Genomic DNA, 18,998 nt, shown 5'->3' with positions numbered 1-18,998 from the left:
GCAGATCGGTAAGGACCCGCCTCCGGCAGTTGATCTTAACTTAGTCGTTCGCCGATACCTTGACGCCGAGCACCGTGGGAATGGTGTTCGGCGCACCCATGGCAGCACCGACAATCATCGGCACGGGAACCGGCTTTTCCGGAGCGGCGCTGATCGTCAGGCTCTTCGGCCCGTCAAGATAGGTGTTGAGGGCTGCCGATATCTGGTTTTGCAGTTCCGGCATGTTGAGTTGCGCCATCATCATCGGAACCAGCGCCTTCAGCGATTGTGCCAGTTCGTCGCCCGTGACGCCCTGCTTCGCGCCGGCATAGTCGAGCGCCTTTTTGGTGATCGAGGCGTCGTCGAAGCGGATCGAGGCGCTGTTGAACGTCAGTTGCTGCATCAGCCCCATCATCGCAAGTCCGGCGGCCTGGTTGGCCTCTTCCTTGTTCGGATTGGCTTCGGCTGTCTTGACCGCCTCCTGCAGCGACTTGATGAAGCCGAGCGTATAACCGGAGAAGTCGACGGCGAAGTTCAGCCGGCCGACATTCTTGAAATCGAAAGCATATTCGTCGAGGACAACCTTGCCGCTTTCGACTTCCCAGCTTCCCTTCATCGTCATGGTGCCGTCGAGCGTCGTCAGTCCGAGCTTCTCGATGGCCTCCTTCGCAGCCGCGTCCTCGACTTGCGACAGGTCGGCCTTGAAGCCGGCGACGTTGGCGTCGTAGGCAAAGCCGCCGTCCTGGCGCCCCATGTTTGCCTCGACGCCTTCGATCGCAAGCACATCCTTGCCCTTGATGTTGAGCGCGATCGGCCCGGTGCTGGCAGTTTCATAGAGGAGGATATCGTCCAGCGTCTCGCCGGTCGCATTCGCGGGAATCGTCAGGCCGGTGAACAGAATCTCCTTGGCCGAAAAGCGTCCTCCCTCCTGGCTGATATCGACATCCGGGAAGGAAAGGGTCTTGGCGTAATAGGCGCCGCCTTCTTTTTCCTCGACGCCCTCGAAGGTGAGGTCGCCGATCTTCAGCGTATCGCCGGGCAGGTTCGCAAATCCCACCTGGACGCCTGTTGCCGTCACCGTGTCGCCGTCGACTTCGGCTTTCTCGATGGTGATGACCGTGCCGCCGGCATTGGTTGCGGCGCTGAGCTTCTTCATCATATCCGCGCCGTCGAGGGCGAGCGCCGGGCCGGCCAGCGTCAGGAACGTGGTGCTTGCCATCATCAGGTGGAAATTGCGCAGATGCTTCATGGAGATGTCCTTGTGTTGAAAGTAGATGCGGGGAAATTCATGGAATATGCCCCGCCGCGCTCTGCTCGCAGAGCGGCCGGGACGTCACGGTTCGTCAGATCAGCTAATTGGGGGTGACGCGATCGGGATCGGCCGGAGCCGGCAGGCCGGAGACATTCGGCCACCCCGCCGCCGGGGGCCGGGCGAGGATATTTTCTCTAGCAAAAGTAGTTTTCTGACTCATCGCCAGAGCTAAATTGCATTTCTTCGATTTTTGCAACCGCGAATTTTCGTTGGTGGAGCGGAATCAGTCACGCTTGCCGGCGATGCCGACGCATTCGAGGATGGTCGTGCGGCAAACACCCGCCTCCCGCTGCGGGCGAGGCTGCACGCGCCAGTTCTGGTAGGCGATCCGGAATTCGATATCCTTGTAAAAATAGCTCCTGGCTTTTTGTCGCGAGCGGCTCCTGTTCAACGCATCGGCCGTGACCACGACATGGGTGGCAAGCCGCTTGAATTGCCACGGCGGCGCGCGTCGCTCCTTCTCGATCACCTCGACGTGGTAATAGGGATCGTCTTCCCCGGGATCGGGAGCCTTGTGGACGGTGGCCCAACGGACGGTCCGAGGTGAGACGGAGAGAATGATGGCGGAAATGGTCGGTCGCTCCACCGCTTCGGCGCGCGCCAAAATCGTCTGGTTCAAAATCGCGGCGACCGTGAAAAGGACGGTCAGGGATTTTCGCTTAGGGTGCATGCGCTTCAGCTGCTGCGGCCCTCGATACGGGCGAGCACGCCGTCGAGCGCTGCGGTCAGCGCGGCAAGGCCGCCCTTCTTGTCGACGTCGGAAAGAACCTGCTCGTTCAATCCGCCCTTGGTGGCGAATTCGCGGCTTAGCGCGCTGAACGGCTCGGTGCCTGGGCTGTTGGCCTTCTGCGCCAGGCTTGCGAAAAGCGGCGCGATGTAGGCATTTGCTTTCGGCCTTTCCAGGCCGCTTTTTTCCAGCCAGACGGCTGTGGTTTCCATGATGCCGAAATAGGTCGACATCATTGCGCTCGCCGCCGCGAGCAGATCATATTCCTTTTTCGACTGACACTGGACGGCGGTTCCGAGCGTATCGAACAGCGCCGCGACGGCGGCATCGGGCGGGAGGATGGCGGTGACGCCTTGCCGCTGCGCGACGAAGGGCAGGGGGATGGCCTGGACGAGGTGCACGCCGGCGCCGATCCAATCGAGAAGAGCCTGGCGCTCGGTCGCCGCAACCAGGCTGACGACCACCTGGCCGGTTCTGAACGAAAGCGCCCGTACGACCTCCTCGGCGATCTGCGGCCGGATCGCCAGGAACACCATGTCGCTGCGATCGACGACAGTCTGGTTGTCCCCGGCAATCCTGACGGCGGTGAACTCCTGCGCCAATGTCGCGGCAATGTGCGCGCTCCGCGGCGATACGTGGATCTCGGAGGCGTAGGCCGGTGCGGACAGAAGCCCGCGAACCATCGCTTCGGTGATCGCGCCGGTGCCGACGAATCCAATGCTGTTGATCATCACGTCGTTACTCCGCAGCCCGCAGCGGTCCCAGCGCGACATCCGTCGTGTAGTTCTCGCGCATGAAGTTGATGAAATTATCCTGGAACTGGCGCGTATGGGCGTGGGCGAGCTCGTCGGCCAGATCCACGTTCTTCTCCCTGATGGCGTCGAGCATCAGCGTGTGCTCGTCGGTCAGCAGATAGCCTTCGTGCGTCCGCTCCAGATATTCGAAATGCAGGTGCAGCATGCGCTGGCCCTGCGACAAAAGCTTCTCGTAGAATGAGGCCAGATACTGATTTTTTCCGGCATGGGCGATTGCCATGTGGAATTCCTTGTTGGCTTCCGACATGGCGAGGTGATTGCCTGTCTTGACAGCAGCCTCAAACGACTTCAGCCGTTTGGCGATGATCTTCAGATCGGCTTCCGTTCTCAGTGCCGCGGCCAGCCGCGTATTCATCCGCTGCGCGATGTCGAGCGCCTCGACATATTTCGGAAAGGTCGCCACTTCGATCGGCGCGACGATCGTGCTGCGGTTGGAAAGCGTCACCACCAGCTCGTCGGCACCGAGCCGGATCAGCGCTTCGCGAACCGGCGAGCGCGACATGTCGAAGCGTTCGGCCAGCGTCATCTCGTCGAGAAGCTGGCCGGGCGGCAGGGCGAGCGACAGAATCTCGTTGCGCAGCGTTTCATAGACGTTTTTCCAGCCGGTCCCGCGGATGCGTTTCACTTCCGATTCTTCAGACACTTAAGTCCCTTTCTCTCGACGTCAGGTCCATTGGGCCAGAAAAACAGCGTGTCGGCAATGTAATTTTTCCGCTTGACTTTGTCGACACGCAGTTGACATATTCTCTCCAGTCGACACGCAGCCGACAAGAAAAACAACAGAAACGGCCAGAGCCGACGAGTGGAACCGCGCGCTTCGCGCACAACAAAAGAGGAATGCCCAATGCTTTCTTTGATAACGTCCGCCCTGCGGGCGCTGCCCGCGCTCGCCCTGATGGCAGGTCTTTCCGCAGCCGCCGCCCACGCCCAGACCGCCGAGGGATATTGGCAGGGCGTGCAGAAGGCAGGCGCCTTGCGTTGTGGCGCGGCTGTCGCGCCGCCCTATGTCATGCGCGATCCGGCGACGGGCGAGTACACCGGTTTCTTCGCCGATCTCTGCAAGGAGTTTGCCGACGTCCTCAAGGTGAAGCCTGAATTCGTCGATACGACCTGGGACAATATCGTCGCCGGTCTGCAGGCGGGCAAATGGGATCTGTCGCTCGCGCTTAACCGGACGCCGGCACGCGCCATGGCCGTGCAGTTCTCGATCCCGGCGATGGAATATCAGATCTCGCTCGCCTACAATAAAAACAATCCGAAGATCGCGGCCCGCGCCGCTTCGGTGGCCGATATCGACAAAGCAGGCGTAACTCTTACGGTCATGTCAGGCACGGCCCAGGACAAGGCCATTTCCGCGGCGGTCAAGAACGCCACGATCATGCGCCTGCCCGGCAACGACGAGACCCGCCTGGCGGTCACCTCGAAACGCGCCGACATCCTGGTCGACGCCTCCGACACCAACCAGCTCTTCACCCAGTCGAATCCGGATTGGGCGGTTGCGCTCAACCCGACGCCGGCCCTTGCCAAACAGGGTGTCGCTTTCGGCCTGCCGCATCAGCTTTCGTCCGCCGATGTCGAAGTGATCAATATCTTCCTCGAAGAGAGGGTCGCCACCGGCCATGTCGACGAGCTGATCCGCAAAGCCGTCGACGAAGTCCTCAAGGGCGCGAAGTAACCTCGCCGGGGCCGGTGCGACGATCGCCCCGGCCTTTTCAAGCTTCGATCATCGGAGATTGGCCATGACCACGTCCTTCAGCCTTCCCCTCGTGAAAATGCAGGCGCTCCACAAAAGCTATGGCGGCGGCGCAATCCAGGTGCTGAAAGGCATCGACATCGAAATGAAGCCCGGCGAACGCGTCGTCGTCATCGGCCCGAGCGGCGGCGGCAAAAGCACGCTGCTTCGGGTGATGATGGGCCTGGAGCAGATCGACAGCGGCTCGATCAGTTTCGATGGCAAGGCCTATATTTCCTCCGACGGCGCTGCCAGGAAGACCCAGATCGACACCAATGTCCGCCGCTCGATCGGCATGGTCTTTCAGCACTACACGCTGTTTCCACATCTGAGCGTCATTCAGAACCTGACCCTCGCACCCTGCAAAGTGCGCGGAGAAAGCAAGGCGAAGGCGACCGCCCGCGCCCAGGCTCTGCTCGAGCGCTTCGGGCTCGGCGCCAAGGCCAATGCCTATCCGGCTCAGCTTTCCGGCGGCCAGAAGCAGCGCGTGGCGATCGCCCGCGCATTGATGCTCGATCCGAAGCTGATGCTGTTCGACGAGGTCACCTCGGCGCTCGACCCAGAGCTCGTCAGCGAGGTCGAGCAGGTCATCCTGCAGCTCGCCGCCCAGGACATGCCGATGATGATCGTCACCCACGACATGTGGTTCGCCAAGAACATCGCGTCGCGCGTCATCTTCTGCGCCGGCGGCGTGGTCGTCGAGGACGGCCCGCCCGAGCAGGTGCTCGGCGCTCCGCGCGAGGAACGCACCAAGGAATTCATCGACCGCGTCTTCCACATCAAGCAGTAGGAGGCTCAGATGAACTACACGTTCGATTTCAACGCCGTCTCCATCGCTCCGCTGCTGCAGGGGCTGTGGGTTTCGCTGCAGCTGACGGCGGCTGCGAACGTCATCGGCATCGTTCTGGGCTTCGGATTGGCCCTGCTGATCATGAGCTCGATCAAGATCGTGCGGCTGCCGTTCATGCTGTTCGTCGAATTCTTCCGCTGCACGCCGGCCATCGTCCAGATCGTCTGGATCTTTTACTGCGTGCCGATGCTGTTCGACGTCTTCCTCGACCCGATGACGATGGGCATCATGGCGCTCGGGCTCAATCTGATGGCGTTCAACGCCGAAGCCTATCGGGCCTCGATCCAGGCAGTGCCGCGCGAACAGCTCGACGCCGGCATCGCGCTCGGTCTCAATCCGTTGCAGCGGGTGCTCTACATCGTCTTCCCGACGGCGTTCCGCGCCTCGATCCCGGTGCTTCTGACCAACGGCATCGTCATCTTCCAGCAGAGTGCGCTGGTTGCGATCGTGGCGATCCAGGACCTGATGTACCAAGGCAAGACACTGGCGACGGAAACCTATCGCCCGATCGAGACCTTCACGGTCGTGGCTCTCATTTATTTCGCCGTGTCCTTCCCGATAACCCAGATCGTCGGCCTGCTCGAACGCCGCCGCCAGATCCTCGTCAGCTAGGAGGCCAGCATGATGATGCTCGATTTCTCGATCCTGCTGCGCTTCGAAAACGCGCTCCTGCTCGGCCTGTGGATGACGATCAAGCTGACGATCATCTGCGTCGTGCTTGGATGCTCCCTCGGCTTCCTCGTCGGCCTTGCCCGCACGTCCCGCAACATCGTCCTTCGCGCCGTCGCGGGCGTCTACGTCGAATTCTTCCGCGGCACGCCGGTGCTCATCCAGCTCTTCTGGATCTTCTTCTGCCTGCCGCTGATCCTCGGCGTCGAGCTCTCGAACCTGACCTCGGGCGTCATCGCGCTGACGCTCTACATGGGAGCGATCACCAGCGAAACCTTCCGCGCCAGCCTCAAATCCATCGGCCGGGAGCAGCTCGATGCCTGCGTCGCCCTCGGCCTGCCGCAGAGGGTTCAGGTCGTCAATGTCGTGCTGCCGCAGGCGGTGCTGCGGGCCATCCCGACGCTGCTGTCGAACTGCGTCAGCCTGTTCAAGGAGAGCGCGCTCGTCTCCGCCGTCGGCATGGCGGACCTGATGTTCGTCGGCCAGAACATCTCGAACAACACGGCCCGTCCCGTCGAAGTGCTGACGGTCGTCGCCCTGATCTATTTCGTCATCGCCTTCCCGCTCACGCGGGCGGTCTCCCTCATCGAGGGACGCATCCTCAAGAAGCTCGCAATCTGAAAACCGTCGTTCCCAGGACAGGAGACATCCCATGAAACTTTCCGGCGTCATGCCCGCCCTCATCACACCCTTCGATGCGAACAATAAGATCGACTTCAGGGCGTTCGAGAAGCTTCTGACGCATCTGCGCGAGGCAGGCGTCACCGGCTGGGTGCCGAACGGATCGACCGGCGAATATTTCAGCCAGTCCAGGGAAGAGCGCCGTGACGTGCTGCAGTTCGTCAAGGAGTTTGCCAGGCCTGGCGAAATCCTGATCGCCGGCACCAATGCGCCCGCGACCCGCGAGGTGATCGAGCAGACGGCGCTCGCCAGAGATATCGGCTATGACACCGTCCTGCTGGCACCGCCCTTTTATACCCGTCCGACCCAGGCGGAACTGATCAGGCACTATGAATCAGTGCTCGGGGCCGTCGATGTGAACCTCGTCCTCTATTCCTATCCGGCTAAGGATGGTTCAGACATCAGCTTCGAGCTGATGGATCATTTTGCCGACAATCCGCAGGTGATCGGCATCAAGGAAAGCTCGGGCGTATTGCAGCGCGCCATCGACATCGCCAGCCGCTATGAGGGCAAGATCCAACTCGTCAGCGGCTCGGACGATATCGCGCTCGACTTCATGTTCTGGGGCGCGGAAAGCTGGATCTGCGGCCCCTCCAACTGCATGGCCAAGGCCTGCTGCGATCTCGACCGAACCTACAAGACGGGAGAGCTGGGCAAGGCGCGCGAGATGATGAAAACCCTCTATCGGGCGATGAACATCCTGGAGAGCGGGAAGTTCGTGCAGAAGATCAAGTATGGCTGCGAGCTTCAGGGCTTGCCCGTGGGGCAGTGCCGCGCGCCGCTCGGCGAACTGACCTCGGAGGAAAAGGCCGAATTCAGGGCAGCCATGGAGCCGATCCTCAACTGGTAACGCATAACAGGTCCAGGGCGGCCTTGCCGTCCCGAAATCTCTGAAATTGCGAGGTTTCCGTGTCATCCATCGTGGTCGTCGGCGCCGGCATTATCGGCACCACCATCGCTTATGAACTCCAGCGCCGGGGCAATAGCGTCGCCTTGCTCGACAGGGCCGCCCCAGGCATGGGCGCCTCCTACGGCAATATGGCGAGCATCGCCGTCACCGAATTCATGCCGGCCTCGCGCCCCGGCATCTGGGCGCAGATGCCGAAATGGCTGCTCGACCCGGAAGGGCCGGTGCGCATCCGGCCCGGCTACCTGCCGAAACTCGTGCCGTGGTTCCTGAGATTCCTGGCTGCCAGCCGCCCCTCAAAATTGAGGGAATTAGAGGCTGCCGGCGCCGTGCTCTGCCGGCGCGTCTACCAAGACCTGGATGCGCTGCTGAAGGAGACCGGGCTGACGCATATGCTGACAGCCGAGGGGTGCCTGAGCCTTTATACCGACGAGGCCGAGTTCAGGGCCGATCGCGAGCATATCGAAATCCTGGAGCGCTTCGGCTTCCGATACGACATTCTCGGCGGCAATGCCATCCGGGATCTCGAGCCGGCCTTGACCACGAAGATCGGCAAGGCCGTGCTCTTTCCCGACAATCGGTCGATCACCGATCCGCACAAGCTCGTTCTTGCTCTTGCCGAAAAGTTCCAGGCGCTCGGCGGCAGGATGGTTCAAGGCGATGTCGCCGATTTCGAGCAAAGCGAGGCCGGCGTCTCCCTCCGCCTGGCGGATGGGCGCAGCGTTGCGGCCGATAAGGTCGTGCTTGCGGCCGGCGCCTTCACCGCGAGGCTTTCCGCCCTGCTGCGGGAGCCTATCCCGCTCGAAACCGAACGCGGCTACCACACGCAGATCATGGAACCCGGCATTTCGATGCGCCATTCGATCATCTGGCCGGCGCGCGCCTTCATGGTGACGCCGACGGCAGGCGGCATCCGTGTCGGCGGCACGGTCGAAATGGCCGGCCTCAACGCGCCGCCGGATTATCGGCGCGCAAAGATCCTGGTGAAGCGGGCTCGAGAAGCGTTGCCGGAGCTGAAGGCCGAAGGCGCGACGGAATGGATGGGGCACCGCCCGGCACTGCCTGACACCGTTCCGGTCATGGGTCCATCCGCCAAGCGCCGCAACGTCTGGTACGCGACGGGTCATGGGCATCTCGGTCTGACTTATGCCGCCACGACTGGCCGCTTGATGGCCGATCTCGTTACGGGCGGTGAGCCGCCCGTGGACATGAAACCTTATCGCGTCGACCGCTTCTAAGCGCGGCGCTGACGCAAGGCAAAAGGGAGTGAACATGCGAAGCGAACTCTACATTGATGGACAGTGGGTGAAGCCGGTCAAGGGCGGCACCTGCACGGTGACGAACCCGGCAACGGAAGAAGTGATCCAGACGATCGGCGCCGCAACGGCCGAAGATGTCGACCTTGCCGTCAAGGCAGCGCGCCGCGCCTTCGACACGGACGGCTGGCCGAAGTTGACGGGCGCTCAGCGCGCCCGATATCTCCGGGCCATCGCCGATGGCATCCGCGCCCGCCAGGCCGAGATCGCCCGCCTCGAAGTCCTCGACAACGGCAAGCCGTTCCCCGAGGCCGATTGGGACGTCGCCGACGCCGCCGGCTGCTTCGATTTCTACGCGGGTCTCGCCGAACAGCTCGACAACAATCCCGAGGAGACGATCGCGCTTCCCGATCAGCGCTTTACCTCCAAGGCGCTGCGCGAGCCGCTCGGTGTCGCCGGCGCGATTATCCCCTGGAACTATCCGCTGCTGATGGCGGCATGGAAAGTCGCCCCGGCACTGGCCGCCGGCTGCACGGTGGTGCTGAAGCCCGCCGAGCTGACATCGCTGACGGCGCTTGAACTGGCGGCGGTTGCCGACGAAGCCGGGCTGCCGCCCGGCGTACTCAATATTTTGACCGGTGCCGGCTCGGTCGCCGGCCAGGCGATCATCGATCATAAACAAGTCGACAAGCTCGCTTTTACCGGCTCGGGGCCGGTCGGCTCGAAGATCATGGCGGCGGCCGCCCGCGACATCAAGCGGGTCAGCCTCGAACTCGGCGGCAAGTCGCCTTTCGTCGTCTTCGAGGACGCCGATATCGACAAGGCCGTCGAATGGATCATGTTCGGCATCTTCTGGAATCAAGGCCAGGTCTGCTCGGCGACATCGCGGGTCCTCGTGCAGGACGCCATCTACGAGCGGCTGCTCGCGCGGCTGATCGAGGAAACGAAGAAGATCAAGATCGGCAACGGCCTGGACGAGGGCGTTCTCCTGGGGCCGCTGGTTTCCAAGCGCCAGCACGAGCAGGTCGTCGCGGCGATCGAGGCGGCGCGGCAGGCGGGTGCGACGGTCGCCTGCGGCGGAGCCCGCCCGGAAGGATTCGACAAGGGCTATTATCTCCAGCCGACCGTTCTGACCGAGGTTCCGCTCGACAGCGCCGCCTGGGTGGAGGAGATCTTTGGGCCTGTCGTCTGCATCCGGCCGTTCAAGACCGAAGAAGAGGCGATCGAACTCGCCAATGATTCCCGCTTCGGCCTCGCCGCCGCCGTCATGTCGAAAGACGACATCCGGGCCGAGCGCGTCGCGGCCGCCTTCCGCGCCGGAATCGTCTGGATCAATTGCTCGCAGCCGACCTTCACCGAGGCGCCCTGGGCGGCTACAAGGAATCCGGCATCGGCCGCGAGCTCGGCCGCTGGGGCCTCGACAACTATCTCGAGACCAAGCAGATCACCCGCTTCGCCAGCGAGGATCCCTGGGGCTGGTACATCAAGCCGGAGGCGGCCGAATGAACTGGGACCGCAGCCTCGACCTGCTGCAGGTCCACTGCCAGGGCGAGATCGGCAAGGTCATCATGGCGGGAGCGCCCGAAATACCGGGCGCGACCATGCTCGACAAGATGAACCACATCAACACGGTCGACGACAGCCTGCGCCGCTTCGTCACCTTTGAGCCGCGCGCCAACGTCGCCATGTCGGTGAACCTGCTGGTCACGCCGACCCGCGCCGATGCCGACGCCGGCTTCATCGTGCTGCAGGCCGATCGCGCCCACCCGATGTCCGGCAGCAACTGCATTTGCGTGGTCACCGCCCTTCTCGAAAGCGGCCGGGTGCCGATGTCGGAGCCGGAGACGATCGTCCGCCTCGACACGCCGGCCGGCCTGATCGTCACGCGCGCCACCTGTCGCGGCGGCGGCTGCCTGTCGGTCAGCCTCGACAATGTGCCGAGTTTTGCCGAAGCGCTGGACAGGGAGGTGGAGACGCCGAAATGGGGCCGCATCAAGGTCGATGTCGCTTTCGGTGGCGTCTATTATGCACTGGTCGATGTCGACCAGCTCGGCCTCGATATCACGCCGGCCAATGCCCGGCTGCTGGCGGAGGCCGGCATCGAGTTCAAGTCGCTTTTTGCCGGGCAGATCTCGGTCGCCCATCCCGTTTTAACCGGCGTCAACGAGATCGCCTATGTGATGTTCCGCGGCCGCGAGGCTGATGGGACGGTCAGGACCTGTACTACGCTGCAGCCCGGCCGCGTCGACCGCTCGCCCTGCGGCACCGGCAGCTCGGCCAATCTGGCGACCCTCTATGCTCGCGGTGAGGTCGCCGTCGGAGACTCGAGGACGTCGCGGTCGATCATTGGCGGCGAATTCCTGGCGGAGGCGATCGGCGAAACCGAGGTGGGCGGCCGCCGCGCCGTGTTGCCGAGAATAACCGGCCGCGCCTATGTCTATGGTCGCGAGCAGCTGCGCATGTCCGACGACGATCCCTTCGCCGCGGGCTTTGCGCTCTCTGACACATGGGGGCCGCAGGTCGGCCTGCTCGGATAGGAGCCTGCAATGTCTAACCTTCAACCTCTGGCCGGCCAGACTGTCCTCGTCACCGGGGCCTCCGGGGGAATCGGCGGAGCCATCGTCGAGCGCCTTTCGGCGGAAGGCGCGCGGCCGGTCATCCACTACGGCCGCGACAGGCAGCGTGCGGAAGCCCTGCTCGGCAAACTCGGCGGAAACGGCTTGATCGTTCAGGCGGATTTGTCCAGTCCGGACGGCGCCTTTGCGCTTTGGTGCGACGCGCTTTCGGCGGCGGGGAGGATCCATGCCGTCGTCAACAATGCCGGGGTCCGCAACGAGATTTCGATTGATGCGGATCCGGCCGATTGGCGGGCGGCCTGGCAGAAGGAGTTTCAGGTGAACTTCTTTGCTGCGGCGGATCTCTGCAAAGAGGCGCTCGTGCATTTTAAGCAGCATGGCGGCGGGCGGATCGTCAATATGGCCAGCCGCGCCGGTCAGCGCGGTTACGCGGCCGACGCCATGCCTTATGGGGCGACGAAGGCGGCACTGGTCAATCTCACCAAGTCGATCGCGAGGAGCTTCGGCCGCGACGGTGTGGTCGCCGTATCCGTCGCGCCGGGATGGGTGCGCACCGATATGGCCGAGGATTTTGTGGCAAGGCACGGCAAGGATGCTGCTGTCGCCGACATTCCGATCGGCGAGATGGCCGAGCCGGCCGAGATGGCCGAGCCGGCCGAGATCGCCGAGCTGGTCGCCTTCCTGCTTCGCCCGTCGCAGGCATCGGTCAACGGCGCGACATTCGACGTCAATGGCGGCAGCTACATCAGGTAGAGGAATTCCAGCGGTAGCTGGCAGCGATATTGCATCCGCAATCGCGTGAGGACAAAGGGAAGAGGTTCGTTATGAAGAGATTTTTGGGCAAGGTCGCCGTCGTGACGGGCGGCGGAGGCGGCATCGGATCGGCCATCTGCAAGCGGCTGGCCGATGAGGGCGCCTTGGTGGTGGTGACGGACGCGAACGCCGAGGCGGCGGGTGACGTCGCCGCCGGCATAGAAGCCGTTGCCGGATCGGCGATTGCCATCGGAGCTGATATTTCACGGAAATCGGAATGCGTCGACCTCATCGCGAAAGCCTTTGCGGTCAAGGGACGGCTCGACGTGCTGGTCAACAATGCCGGCATCAACCGGCGCGGAAATCTCTTGTCGCTGTCGGACGAGGATTGGAGCACGAGCTTCGCCGTCAACCTGGATTCGATGTTTCATCTTTGCCGGGCGGTGCTACCGCATATAATCGCCGCCGGCGGCGGTGCGATCGTCAACACTGCCTCGCAATGGGGGCTCTATCCCGCGCCGAACCACATCGCCTACAATACGACGAAAGCGGCCGTCGCTGCCTTCACCCAGAACCTTGCCCGCGACTATGCGCCCGATAAGGTCCGGGTCAATGCGGTCTGCCCCGGCGAAATCCATACGCCGATGCTGCAAGCGGGCGTTACCCGCTCCGGCCGGACGATCGCCGATCTCGACAGGCTCGTTCCCTATGGCCGTATCGGCAGACCGGAGGAGGTAGCGGCCCTTGTTACCTTCCTCGCTTCCGACGAGGCGGCCTTCATGTGCGGGTCACTGGTGGAAATCACCGGGGCCCAAGCCGTGGCGTGAAAGCGCGATCGATCGATGCTGGTACGTCAGGCGTCTGCGATATGCTTGATGGTCTCGAAGACCGCGCGCGGCACTTTCAGGCTCTGAGACGGCGATTTTGGATATTCGATCCCATCGACGCCAGGTATGAACACGCCGTGTTGCTGGAGCCGGGCTGCCTGGCGATGCGCGCGATCGACGAGTCCATCGTCGGGGCGTCCGGGCATCATTGCGATGACGGTCAATCCCACCGCCGGGCTGGCGCTTCCCGATCTGAAAGATGGCGTGTCCAGCGACCAGGGGCCTCCGGACAGTCCGGCCGACAACATTTCCACCATCAGCGCCACATTGGCGCCCTTGCGCCCGCCGAAGGGAAGGAGGGCTCCGGCCAGTGCTCTTGCGGCATCCCGTGTGTCCATGCCCGTTTCGTCGACCGCCCATCCCTCCGGAATGCTGAGCCCCTCGGCTGCGGCTGCGACGATGTTGACATAGGCCGTGGCGCTTGAGGCCTGGTCGATGATCAGCGGCAGCGAGCCTTCTCCGAGCGGAAAGCCGAAGGCCATCGGGTTCGTGCTGTAGACGGCGGGACCGCCCGCTTTGGCGACCACCATGGCATTTGCATTGGTCGCGGCGATGCCGGCAAGCCCTTCGCCGGCAAGCAGGCGAACATAATAGCCCAGCTCTCCCGCGGTGTAGCTGTTCGTCTGCGTGAAGACGGCGACGCCGAAAGTGCGCGCCGCTTCGGCCAGATCGTCGAACGCCAGATCGAAGCCGAGCTGCGCGATGCCGCGATCGGCGTCGGCGACGAAGAAGGCGGGAAACGGGCGCTCGCAGCTGGGGGTTGGGTCGCAGTTGATGCGGCCCTCGCGAAAACTGTCGAGATAATCCACCATGTGCGGAAATCCGAGGGTGGCAGGTCCAAAGAGCGCGGCGGACAAGGTCGCGTCCACCAGGGAGCGGGCGGTGGATTGCGCTGCCCCGGCTGCCCGGCAGGCTCGTATTGCCAAGGTCTCGGCTTCAGCCTGGTCGAGTAAAACCTCATCCGACATCTGAAATCTCCCTTCCTGTGTTTCCTTGACCGCTGATGCTTTGAAGACATCTGGCGCGGCCCGGTTTCTCGGCCGGTCGATGTTCCGGCCCATGGAATTCCTTAGCAACAGCGCCGAGACGCCGAAAGGAAAAATGTACATTGGTGTCAACAATCAAGGAGCCCGTCACCGAGCTGGTGCTCGAGGCGGTCAAGAACGTGACCTTCAAGAACGTCCCGGCATTTGCCGCCATCTCGATGCCGTCATCGATGTGCCCCATCTCGGAAAGGTCACGGTCGATGTCGGCTGGGGCGGCATGTTCTATGTCATCGCCGATGTCAGGCAGTTCAAAGGCCCTGAGCTGATCCCGGCCCATGGGCGGGAGATCGCGCGCGTTTCGGCGATGATCCGGCAGGCGGCCATCGAACAATTACCGGTTGCCCATCCGCATTACCCCGGCGTCGGCATTTCGATCTCGCAGCTGTCGGGGCCGACGGACGATCCGAACGCCGATTGGAAGAACACGGTGACGATGGCGACAGGGGATCTTTCCTGGGACGATCCCGCCACCTGGACGGGTGCGCTCGATCGCTGCCCCTGCGGCACCGGCACTTGCGCCAAGATGGCCGTTCTTCATGCGAAGGGCGAATTGCCGCTCCATCAGGACTTCCAGCATCAAGGGATTCTCGGCAATATCTATACCGGCAGGCTGGTCGAGGAAGCCAGGATCGGCGACAAATCCGCCGTTGTTCCGACGCTGACCGGCACCAGCTGGATCTCGGGCCTGAATACCCTCGTCCTCGATAATCACGATCCGTTCACCGAAGGTTTTACCCTAGGCGACATCTGGGCCTGAAGAAAAGGCGCGCGACGCATCGGCTGCGGCGACGATCCCGCTTTCGTTTCGGGCGTCATATGTTTACAAGCGGAGGCTGTAAACATATGGCCGAACGGAGGCATCGATCTTGCATATCCTGCGTCGCTCGCTCTTGGGGTCCTTGTGGGCCATGATCGGCTGGAAACCGGCTTTCGCCGGGGAAGCGAGCCCGGAATCGGCGATCCGGGAGGAGGCGTCCTCGGTGACGCCCCGGCACGTTCTGTGTTTCCTCGGGAAGGATCGCGACCTCAGCCGCTTGTCCGAGGCAACAACCCAAGCGATTCGGGACTTCGCCGATGGATTTCAGCGCCGACGAGGAATATTCGCAGGCAGAGCCGGATGATCGCATGAGCCGATCGTTCGATGTCTGCTGGGATCGGGTCGAGGCCGATGCGTGGAACGAGGCGGATGAGAAAGCCGTCGCCGATCATCAATCCGTCCTCTATGTGCTCGGGCCGAGCATGGCGCAGGCGGAGACGGTAAAGGTGTCGATGACGGCGCTGCGCCTCGTCGAGCGACTGATCGCGGCGGGAGCGGTGGCTGTCAAAGGCGAAAGCGCCGGCATCGCCCATGGCCTCGATCGATGGAGAGCGCTGATCGGCCAAGGTGCGGAGGCGGTTAAAGCGGCAGATCCGCTCGCCCAGCAGCGCATCGGCCGGCTCGCTTTCGCCAAGCGGCCGCTCTCGGCGCGGGGATATCTGGAGAGCGTCGGCTTCCATCTCGTCGGGCTGCCGGAAGTCTATGTGCCGGAGACCGCCGGCAGTGAAAGGAAGGTCGTTGCCATTATGGATGCGGTTGCCGACGAGATTGCCGAGCAGGGGCTCGATCCGACACTGAAGGCGCGCGGGGCCAGGCTCTCGTTCGATTCCACCTATGAAGTGGATGAGTTCAAGTTCAATCCCTACGGCATCGTCAAGCTCGCCGGGTGAGCCTCGTTCCACTCAGTAAAGGCTGGTAGTGATAGTCGTAGCTGTGCAGCCAGGCGCCACGAAGCTGCAATGGCTGGCCGGGTCCTGCGACCAGTGAAGACGGGCAGCCTGCGGCTCAATTGTATTTGATCGTGTCGCTGACCCTGGGACGAGTGAAGAAATGGTGGTCGAAGCTGTAGCCGTCCATTCCGGTGAAGTTTGAAAAGAATGCCGAGACGGGCGTTGTCAATCGATATTGCACGCGGGTCACCACCACCTGCACCCCGGTCTCCTGTATCGTTTTCGGTATGTCGATGGCGCTTGCCGTGCCGGAAGCAAGCGCCGAGGTGTTGAACGCGGCCGACCAGTTGATGGTTGCCTTGCCGCTGTTGTCGACATCGTTGACCGTGACCATAATGGTCAGCCCGGTGGTTTCATAGGGCTGCAGGATGAAGCTTGCGCCGGAAAGAAGCTTAGCGACGTCGGTCTTCGTCCAGGTGCTCTGCTGGGCGATCATGTCGCTCGTGCTGGAAGCGATCTCGTCTATCTTGCGGCTGACGGTCAGGGCATGGCCGAGATCGACGGTGCCGAACAGCAGCACGATCAGGATCGGCAGCACCAATGCGAATTCCACACCGGAAGCGGCCGAACGGTCGCGGGCGAGCCGGCGGATACGGGACCTGATGAAGCTGATAAGAGGGAGCCTTCGTTTCATCATCATGTCAGAAGGGCTCGTTGCGGAACAGAGCGGACGATCCGAGGAGATAGTTGCCGTCCGAGAGCTTGGCGCTCGACAGGCTGAAGAAGTTGACCGTGGCTCCCCAGGGCAGGAATGCCTGCACCAGAATGTAGTCGCTGCCCTTGCCGATATCGTAGGTCTCGGTGACGGTGAGGTTGCCGTTGTTGTCGATAGGATCGGCGCTGGTGGCGGAGGACAGGTCGGAAAGCACGCTGACCTTGACGACGAGACCGCTGGAGCAGCTGAAGGCCAGAAGCATGTCGTCGCAGATCTTGCTCTTGAATCCGGCCAGTGTGATCTTGGACGAGGCGACCTCGCCGGTGCGGATCATCCGGGAGATCTTGTGAACCGAAGCGTCCAGCGCGGAGTTGACGAAGAACATCAGCGACACTTCGATGATGCCGAATATCATGATGAAGAGCGGCAGGGCCAGGATCGCAAATTCGATAGCGGCCACCCCCTTGCGATCGCCGAGCAGCCGGCGAAACGGTGCGAAGCGTTTCCTTGCGGTCATTGAGTCAGCCGGACGGAAGAGAGGTACTGGGTAAAGAGCGTCGACAGGCCTTCCGTGATCTCAGACGACGACGACGCCGAGATGAACAGGCTCTTCGACGATGCGCAGCCGGCAAGCGCATAGGGGATGTAATCCCGCCGCGTAATGCTGCTCGAAACGCCGCTGTCCATGGTGCCGCCCCAGGTGTTCTTCCAGTTGGCGCTGGCCATGGTCGAGCCGACGGTCGCGCTGTAACCCCAGTCCGAGGTGATCGGCAGATATTCGGTGTAGAGCACCGCCATGGTGTTGGACTGGTTCTTCAGATAGCCGCACCACTCGGGATTAAGCGGCGCCACCTTGTTCCAGTATGAGCCGGAAATCGCCTTCCCCTTGCTCCATACCACTCCGTCGGTGACCCATTCGCGCTGCGACTGCACGCCGTCCGTCAGCAGGAGAACTAGCTTGAGCGGCGAGCCTGAGGTGGTTCCGTCCCCTCCGGCGCCGACTTTCTGCTTGAGCGTTGCAAGCGATACGTCGAAATAGGTGGCGGCCTTCGAGGTCGCGCTGGTGAGGCCGTAGCTCGCGTCCGCCAGGCGGGTACGCGCCGTATCCGTGCTCAGCGTCGGGGTCAGAACTTCGGTGAGCGTATCTCCCAGGCTGTAGAGTCCGACCTTGATCCGTTCGTGATTGGCGTCGGATTCGTCGATCATGTCGAGCACTTCGCGGACGGCGTCGCCGGCGACATCGGCACGCAGTTTTATCTTCTTTTCCGAGCTGTATTCATAGTTGTTGACATATGTCTTCTTGCCGATCGTGTGCGCGTCGCCGGTGTGGCAGGCGAACTGGCATCCGATGCCGGCATACATTGTCGCCTGGCCTGATGTCGTTGCCGCCAGCAGCATCGAGGGCGAGGTGTCGATGACGATATAAACGTTGAGATAGGAGGTGGCCGGTCCCTTGACGGCGCTCGCCACGCTGACGTCGACGGTCTCGATGTTGGCGATCTTCATGAAGGTGGTCGGAACGGTGCCGCTCGCCGTCGCCGTGATGTTGTGATTGGCCGTATCGATCTCGATCTCACCCAACGTGTAGCTATTGTCCACCTGTGCGTGGAACCAGTCGGAAACCTTCGTCTTGAGAGCGTCCGTGTCCTCGACATTGTCGATCTGTTTGACCGCGGCGATCAGGGCTGCGTCGAGGTCGCTCTGCATCCTCTGCCGGACATTGTAGCTGCGGATGTAGTCGAAGCTCGCGCCGACTGCCACGAGCATCGGCACCAGGCTGAGGGCGACGACGATCGCGACATTGCCGGTTCTGTCGCTTCCGAGACCGCGAAGCGTGTGCAAGCATCGACCCAATGAAGATAATAAAACTGACTTCAAAAAACCACCAACACGCCGGAATGAAAATCGTGATGGCAAGATGTTTCAACGAAGCTTAAGCCTTTGTTAAATCTTGTGAGTTTCAGCCGCCAGCGGACTGGCGGCGCGCCATTTGCTGCGCTTATCGTACATCTCTGCGAATTATGGATAGTCATGCCCTTCTGCCGGGCATAACCTTCCGGCCCGAAGTTAGGCCGCTCGGCCGGGGCTGTCTTGTTCTGACGAAGCGCGAATGGTGGGGGTTCGGATTTGGAAAATACGGTGATGCCGTCCGGCGAGTCTTTACAATCATTTGCTAGAGATATCGGCCATCATGGCACCCGGCCCCGCGCGGCGGGTGCGGCGGGCCGGGAGAATGGCGTTCACGTCGCTGACGTGCAGGCCGAACCGATCTCGAGATCGTCGTCCAGCCGTCAACGGATAGCCGCTCGTCTGTTTTCCGACCCAATCGCCAGGCCTTTCGGACGCAGCGTTTGAGGTCACGAGAATCATGAATATCCATAATGCG

At 62.3% G+C, this 18,998-nt stretch carries 17 protein-coding genes and 3 pseudogenes; 12 read left to right on the top strand and 8 right to left on the bottom strand.

Annotation, left to right across the window (positions count from 1 at the left end; translation table 11 throughout):
• Positions 1-40 precede the first annotated feature (40 nt).
• From MHI61_RS28665 to MHI61_RS28650, 4 genes are all read right to left on the bottom strand, one after another.
• Complete coding sequence (locus MHI61_RS28665) at positions 41-1,228, bottom strand: hypothetical protein (RefSeq protein ID WP_239793345.1); 1,188 nt, start codon at positions 1,226-1,228, stop codon at positions 41-43.
• Between the two features lie 286 nt (positions 1,229-1,514).
• Complete coding sequence (locus tag MHI61_RS28660; protein ID WP_239793344.1) at positions 1,515-1,961, bottom strand: DUF5086 family protein; 447 nt, start codon at positions 1,959-1,961, stop codon at positions 1,515-1,517.
• Positions 1,962-1,966: 5 nt separating this feature from the next.
• On the bottom strand, positions 1,967-2,752 hold the full coding sequence (locus MHI61_RS28655; protein ID WP_239793343.1) for a pyrroline-5-carboxylate reductase: 786 nt from the start codon (positions 2,750-2,752) through the stop codon (positions 1,967-1,969).
• Positions 2,753-2,756: 4 nt separating this feature from the next.
• Positions 2,757-3,476 (bottom strand): GntR family transcriptional regulator, encoded by a 720-nt coding sequence (locus tag MHI61_RS28650; protein WP_239793342.1) that lies wholly within the window; start codon positions 3,474-3,476, stop codon positions 2,757-2,759.
• A gap of 201 nt (positions 3,477-3,677) precedes the next feature.
• On the opposite strand from MHI61_RS28650, the gene MHI61_RS28645 reads away from it, so the two are divergent.
• The 10 genes and pseudogenes from MHI61_RS28645 to MHI61_RS28600 all read left to right on the top strand — a co-directional run bounded on the left by MHI61_RS28645 (position 3,678) and on the right by MHI61_RS28600 (position 13,084).
• Positions 3,678-4,508, top strand: a complete 831-nt coding sequence (locus tag MHI61_RS28645; RefSeq protein WP_239793341.1) for a transporter substrate-binding domain-containing protein — start codon at positions 3,678-3,680, stop codon at positions 4,506-4,508.
• A gap of 64 nt (positions 4,509-4,572) precedes the next feature.
• Positions 4,573-5,355 carry an amino acid ABC transporter ATP-binding protein gene (locus tag MHI61_RS28640; protein ID WP_239793340.1) on the top strand — a complete coding sequence of 261 codons (783 nt, stop codon included), beginning with the start codon at positions 4,573-4,575 and terminating at the stop codon, positions 5,353-5,355.
• Between the two features lie 9 nt (positions 5,356-5,364).
• Positions 5,365-6,027 carry an amino acid ABC transporter permease gene (locus tag MHI61_RS28635; protein ID WP_239793339.1) on the top strand — a complete coding sequence of 221 codons (663 nt, stop codon included), beginning with the start codon at positions 5,365-5,367 and terminating at the stop codon, positions 6,025-6,027.
• Between the two features lie 9 nt (positions 6,028-6,036).
• Positions 6,037-6,705 carry an ABC transporter permease subunit gene (locus MHI61_RS28630; protein ID WP_239793338.1) on the top strand — a complete coding sequence of 223 codons (669 nt, stop codon included), beginning with the start codon at positions 6,037-6,039 and terminating at the stop codon, positions 6,703-6,705.
• A gap of 31 nt (positions 6,706-6,736) precedes the next feature.
• Positions 6,737-7,615, top strand: a complete 879-nt coding sequence (locus MHI61_RS28625; RefSeq protein ID WP_239793337.1) for a dihydrodipicolinate synthase family protein — start codon at positions 6,737-6,739, stop codon at positions 7,613-7,615.
• 59 nt (positions 7,616-7,674) lie between these two features.
• Positions 7,675-8,910, top strand: a complete 1,236-nt coding sequence (locus tag MHI61_RS28620) for an FAD-binding oxidoreductase (RefSeq protein ID WP_239793336.1) — start codon at positions 7,675-7,677, stop codon at positions 8,908-8,910.
• A 34-nt stretch (positions 8,911-8,944) separates the two neighbouring features.
• Positions 8,945-10,434 (top strand): annotated as a pseudogene (locus MHI61_RS28615) (aldehyde dehydrogenase family protein).
• Positions 10,431-11,465, top strand: a complete 1,035-nt coding sequence (locus tag MHI61_RS28610) for a proline racemase family protein (RefSeq protein WP_239793335.1) — start codon at positions 10,431-10,433, stop codon at positions 11,463-11,465. The pseudogene MHI61_RS28615 and the gene MHI61_RS28610 overlap by 4 nt, the downstream one beginning before the upstream one ends.
• A 9-nt stretch (positions 11,466-11,474) precedes the next feature.
• Positions 11,475-12,257: an SDR family oxidoreductase gene (locus tag MHI61_RS28605; protein ID WP_239793334.1), complete on the top strand. Its 783-nt coding sequence runs from the start codon at positions 11,475-11,477 to the stop codon at positions 12,255-12,257.
• Positions 12,258-12,328: 71 nt separating this feature from the next.
• Positions 12,329-13,084 (top strand): SDR family NAD(P)-dependent oxidoreductase, encoded by a 756-nt coding sequence (locus MHI61_RS28600; protein ID WP_239793333.1) that lies wholly within the window; start codon positions 12,329-12,331, stop codon positions 13,082-13,084.
• A 26-nt stretch (positions 13,085-13,110) separates the two neighbouring features.
• On the opposite strand, the gene MHI61_RS28595 is transcribed toward MHI61_RS28600, so the two are convergent.
• Positions 13,111-14,112: an Ldh family oxidoreductase gene (locus tag MHI61_RS28595; protein ID WP_239793332.1), complete on the bottom strand. Its 1,002-nt coding sequence runs from the start codon at positions 14,110-14,112 to the stop codon at positions 13,111-13,113.
• Positions 14,113-14,300: 188 nt separating this feature from the next.
• Here MHI61_RS28595 and MHI61_RS28590 point away from each other — a divergent pair.
• Positions 14,301-14,947: pseudogene (locus tag MHI61_RS28590) on the top strand (proline racemase family protein); the annotation flags it as partial.
• 109 nt (positions 14,948-15,056) lie between these two features.
• Positions 15,057-15,897, top strand: a pseudogene (locus MHI61_RS28585) (hypothetical protein).
• Positions 15,898-16,012: 115 nt separating this feature from the next.
• On the opposite strand, the gene MHI61_RS28580 reads toward MHI61_RS28585, so the two are convergent.
• Genes MHI61_RS28580 through MHI61_RS28570 form a run of 3 tightly spaced genes read right to left on the bottom strand, consistent with a single transcriptional unit; the run spans position 16,013 to position 18,490 of the window.
• On the bottom strand, positions 16,013-16,597 hold the full coding sequence (locus MHI61_RS28580; protein ID WP_239793331.1) for a TadE/TadG family type IV pilus assembly protein: 585 nt from the start codon (positions 16,595-16,597) through the stop codon (positions 16,013-16,015).
• A 1-nt stretch (position 16,598) separates the two neighbouring features.
• Positions 16,599-17,129: a TadE/TadG family type IV pilus assembly protein gene (locus MHI61_RS28575; protein WP_239793330.1), complete on the bottom strand. Its 531-nt coding sequence runs from the start codon at positions 17,127-17,129 to the stop codon at positions 16,599-16,601.
• Complete coding sequence (locus MHI61_RS28570) at positions 17,126-18,490, bottom strand: TadE/TadG family type IV pilus assembly protein (RefSeq protein ID WP_239793329.1); 1,365 nt, start codon at positions 18,488-18,490, stop codon at positions 17,126-17,128. The genes MHI61_RS28575 and MHI61_RS28570 overlap by 4 nt, the downstream gene beginning before the upstream one ends.
• Positions 18,491-18,998: the final 508 nt, after the last annotated feature.

It is taken from the genome of Rhizobium sp. K102 (genome assembly GCF_022385315.1).
Lineage (GTDB): Bacteria > Pseudomonadota > Alphaproteobacteria > Rhizobiales > Rhizobiaceae > Rhizobium > Rhizobium croatiense.
The sequence above is the reverse complement of the archived record's forward strand: the minus strand, read 5'-3'. Positions and strand labels throughout refer to the sequence as shown.

Coding starts and splice junctions, on each gene's coding strand:
- MHI61_RS28665 (WP_239793345.1), bottom strand. CDS start 1,228: ATGAAGCATCTGCGCAATTTCCACCTGATGATGGCAAGCACCACGTTC.
- MHI61_RS28660 (WP_239793344.1), bottom strand. CDS start 1,961: ATGCACCCTAAGCGAAAATCCCTGACCGTCCTTTTCACGGTCGCCGCG.
- MHI61_RS28645 (WP_239793341.1), top strand. CDS start 3,678: ATGCTTTCTTTGATAACGTCCGCCCTGCGGGCGCTGCCCGCGCTCGCC.
- MHI61_RS28640 (WP_239793340.1), top strand. CDS start 4,573: ATGACCACGTCCTTCAGCCTTCCCCTCGTGAAAATGCAGGCGCTCCAC.
- MHI61_RS28635 (WP_239793339.1), top strand. CDS start 5,365: ATGAACTACACGTTCGATTTCAACGCCGTCTCCATCGCTCCGCTGCTG.
- MHI61_RS28630 (WP_239793338.1), top strand. CDS start 6,037: ATGATGATGCTCGATTTCTCGATCCTGCTGCGCTTCGAAAACGCGCTC.
- MHI61_RS28625 (WP_239793337.1), top strand. CDS start 6,737: ATGAAACTTTCCGGCGTCATGCCCGCCCTCATCACACCCTTCGATGCG.
- MHI61_RS28610 (WP_239793335.1), top strand. CDS start 10,431: ATGAACTGGGACCGCAGCCTCGACCTGCTGCAGGTCCACTGCCAGGGC.
- MHI61_RS28605 (WP_239793334.1), top strand. CDS start 11,475: ATGTCTAACCTTCAACCTCTGGCCGGCCAGACTGTCCTCGTCACCGGG.
- MHI61_RS28600 (WP_239793333.1), top strand. CDS start 12,329: ATGAAGAGATTTTTGGGCAAGGTCGCCGTCGTGACGGGCGGCGGAGGC.
- MHI61_RS28595 (WP_239793332.1), bottom strand. CDS start 14,112: ATGTCGGATGAGGTTTTACTCGACCAGGCTGAAGCCGAGACCTTGGCA.
- MHI61_RS28580 (WP_239793331.1), bottom strand. CDS start 16,597: ATGATGATGAAACGAAGGCTCCCTCTTATCAGCTTCATCAGGTCCCGT.
- MHI61_RS28575 (WP_239793330.1), bottom strand. CDS start 17,129: ATGACCGCAAGGAAACGCTTCGCACCGTTTCGCCGGCTGCTCGGCGAT.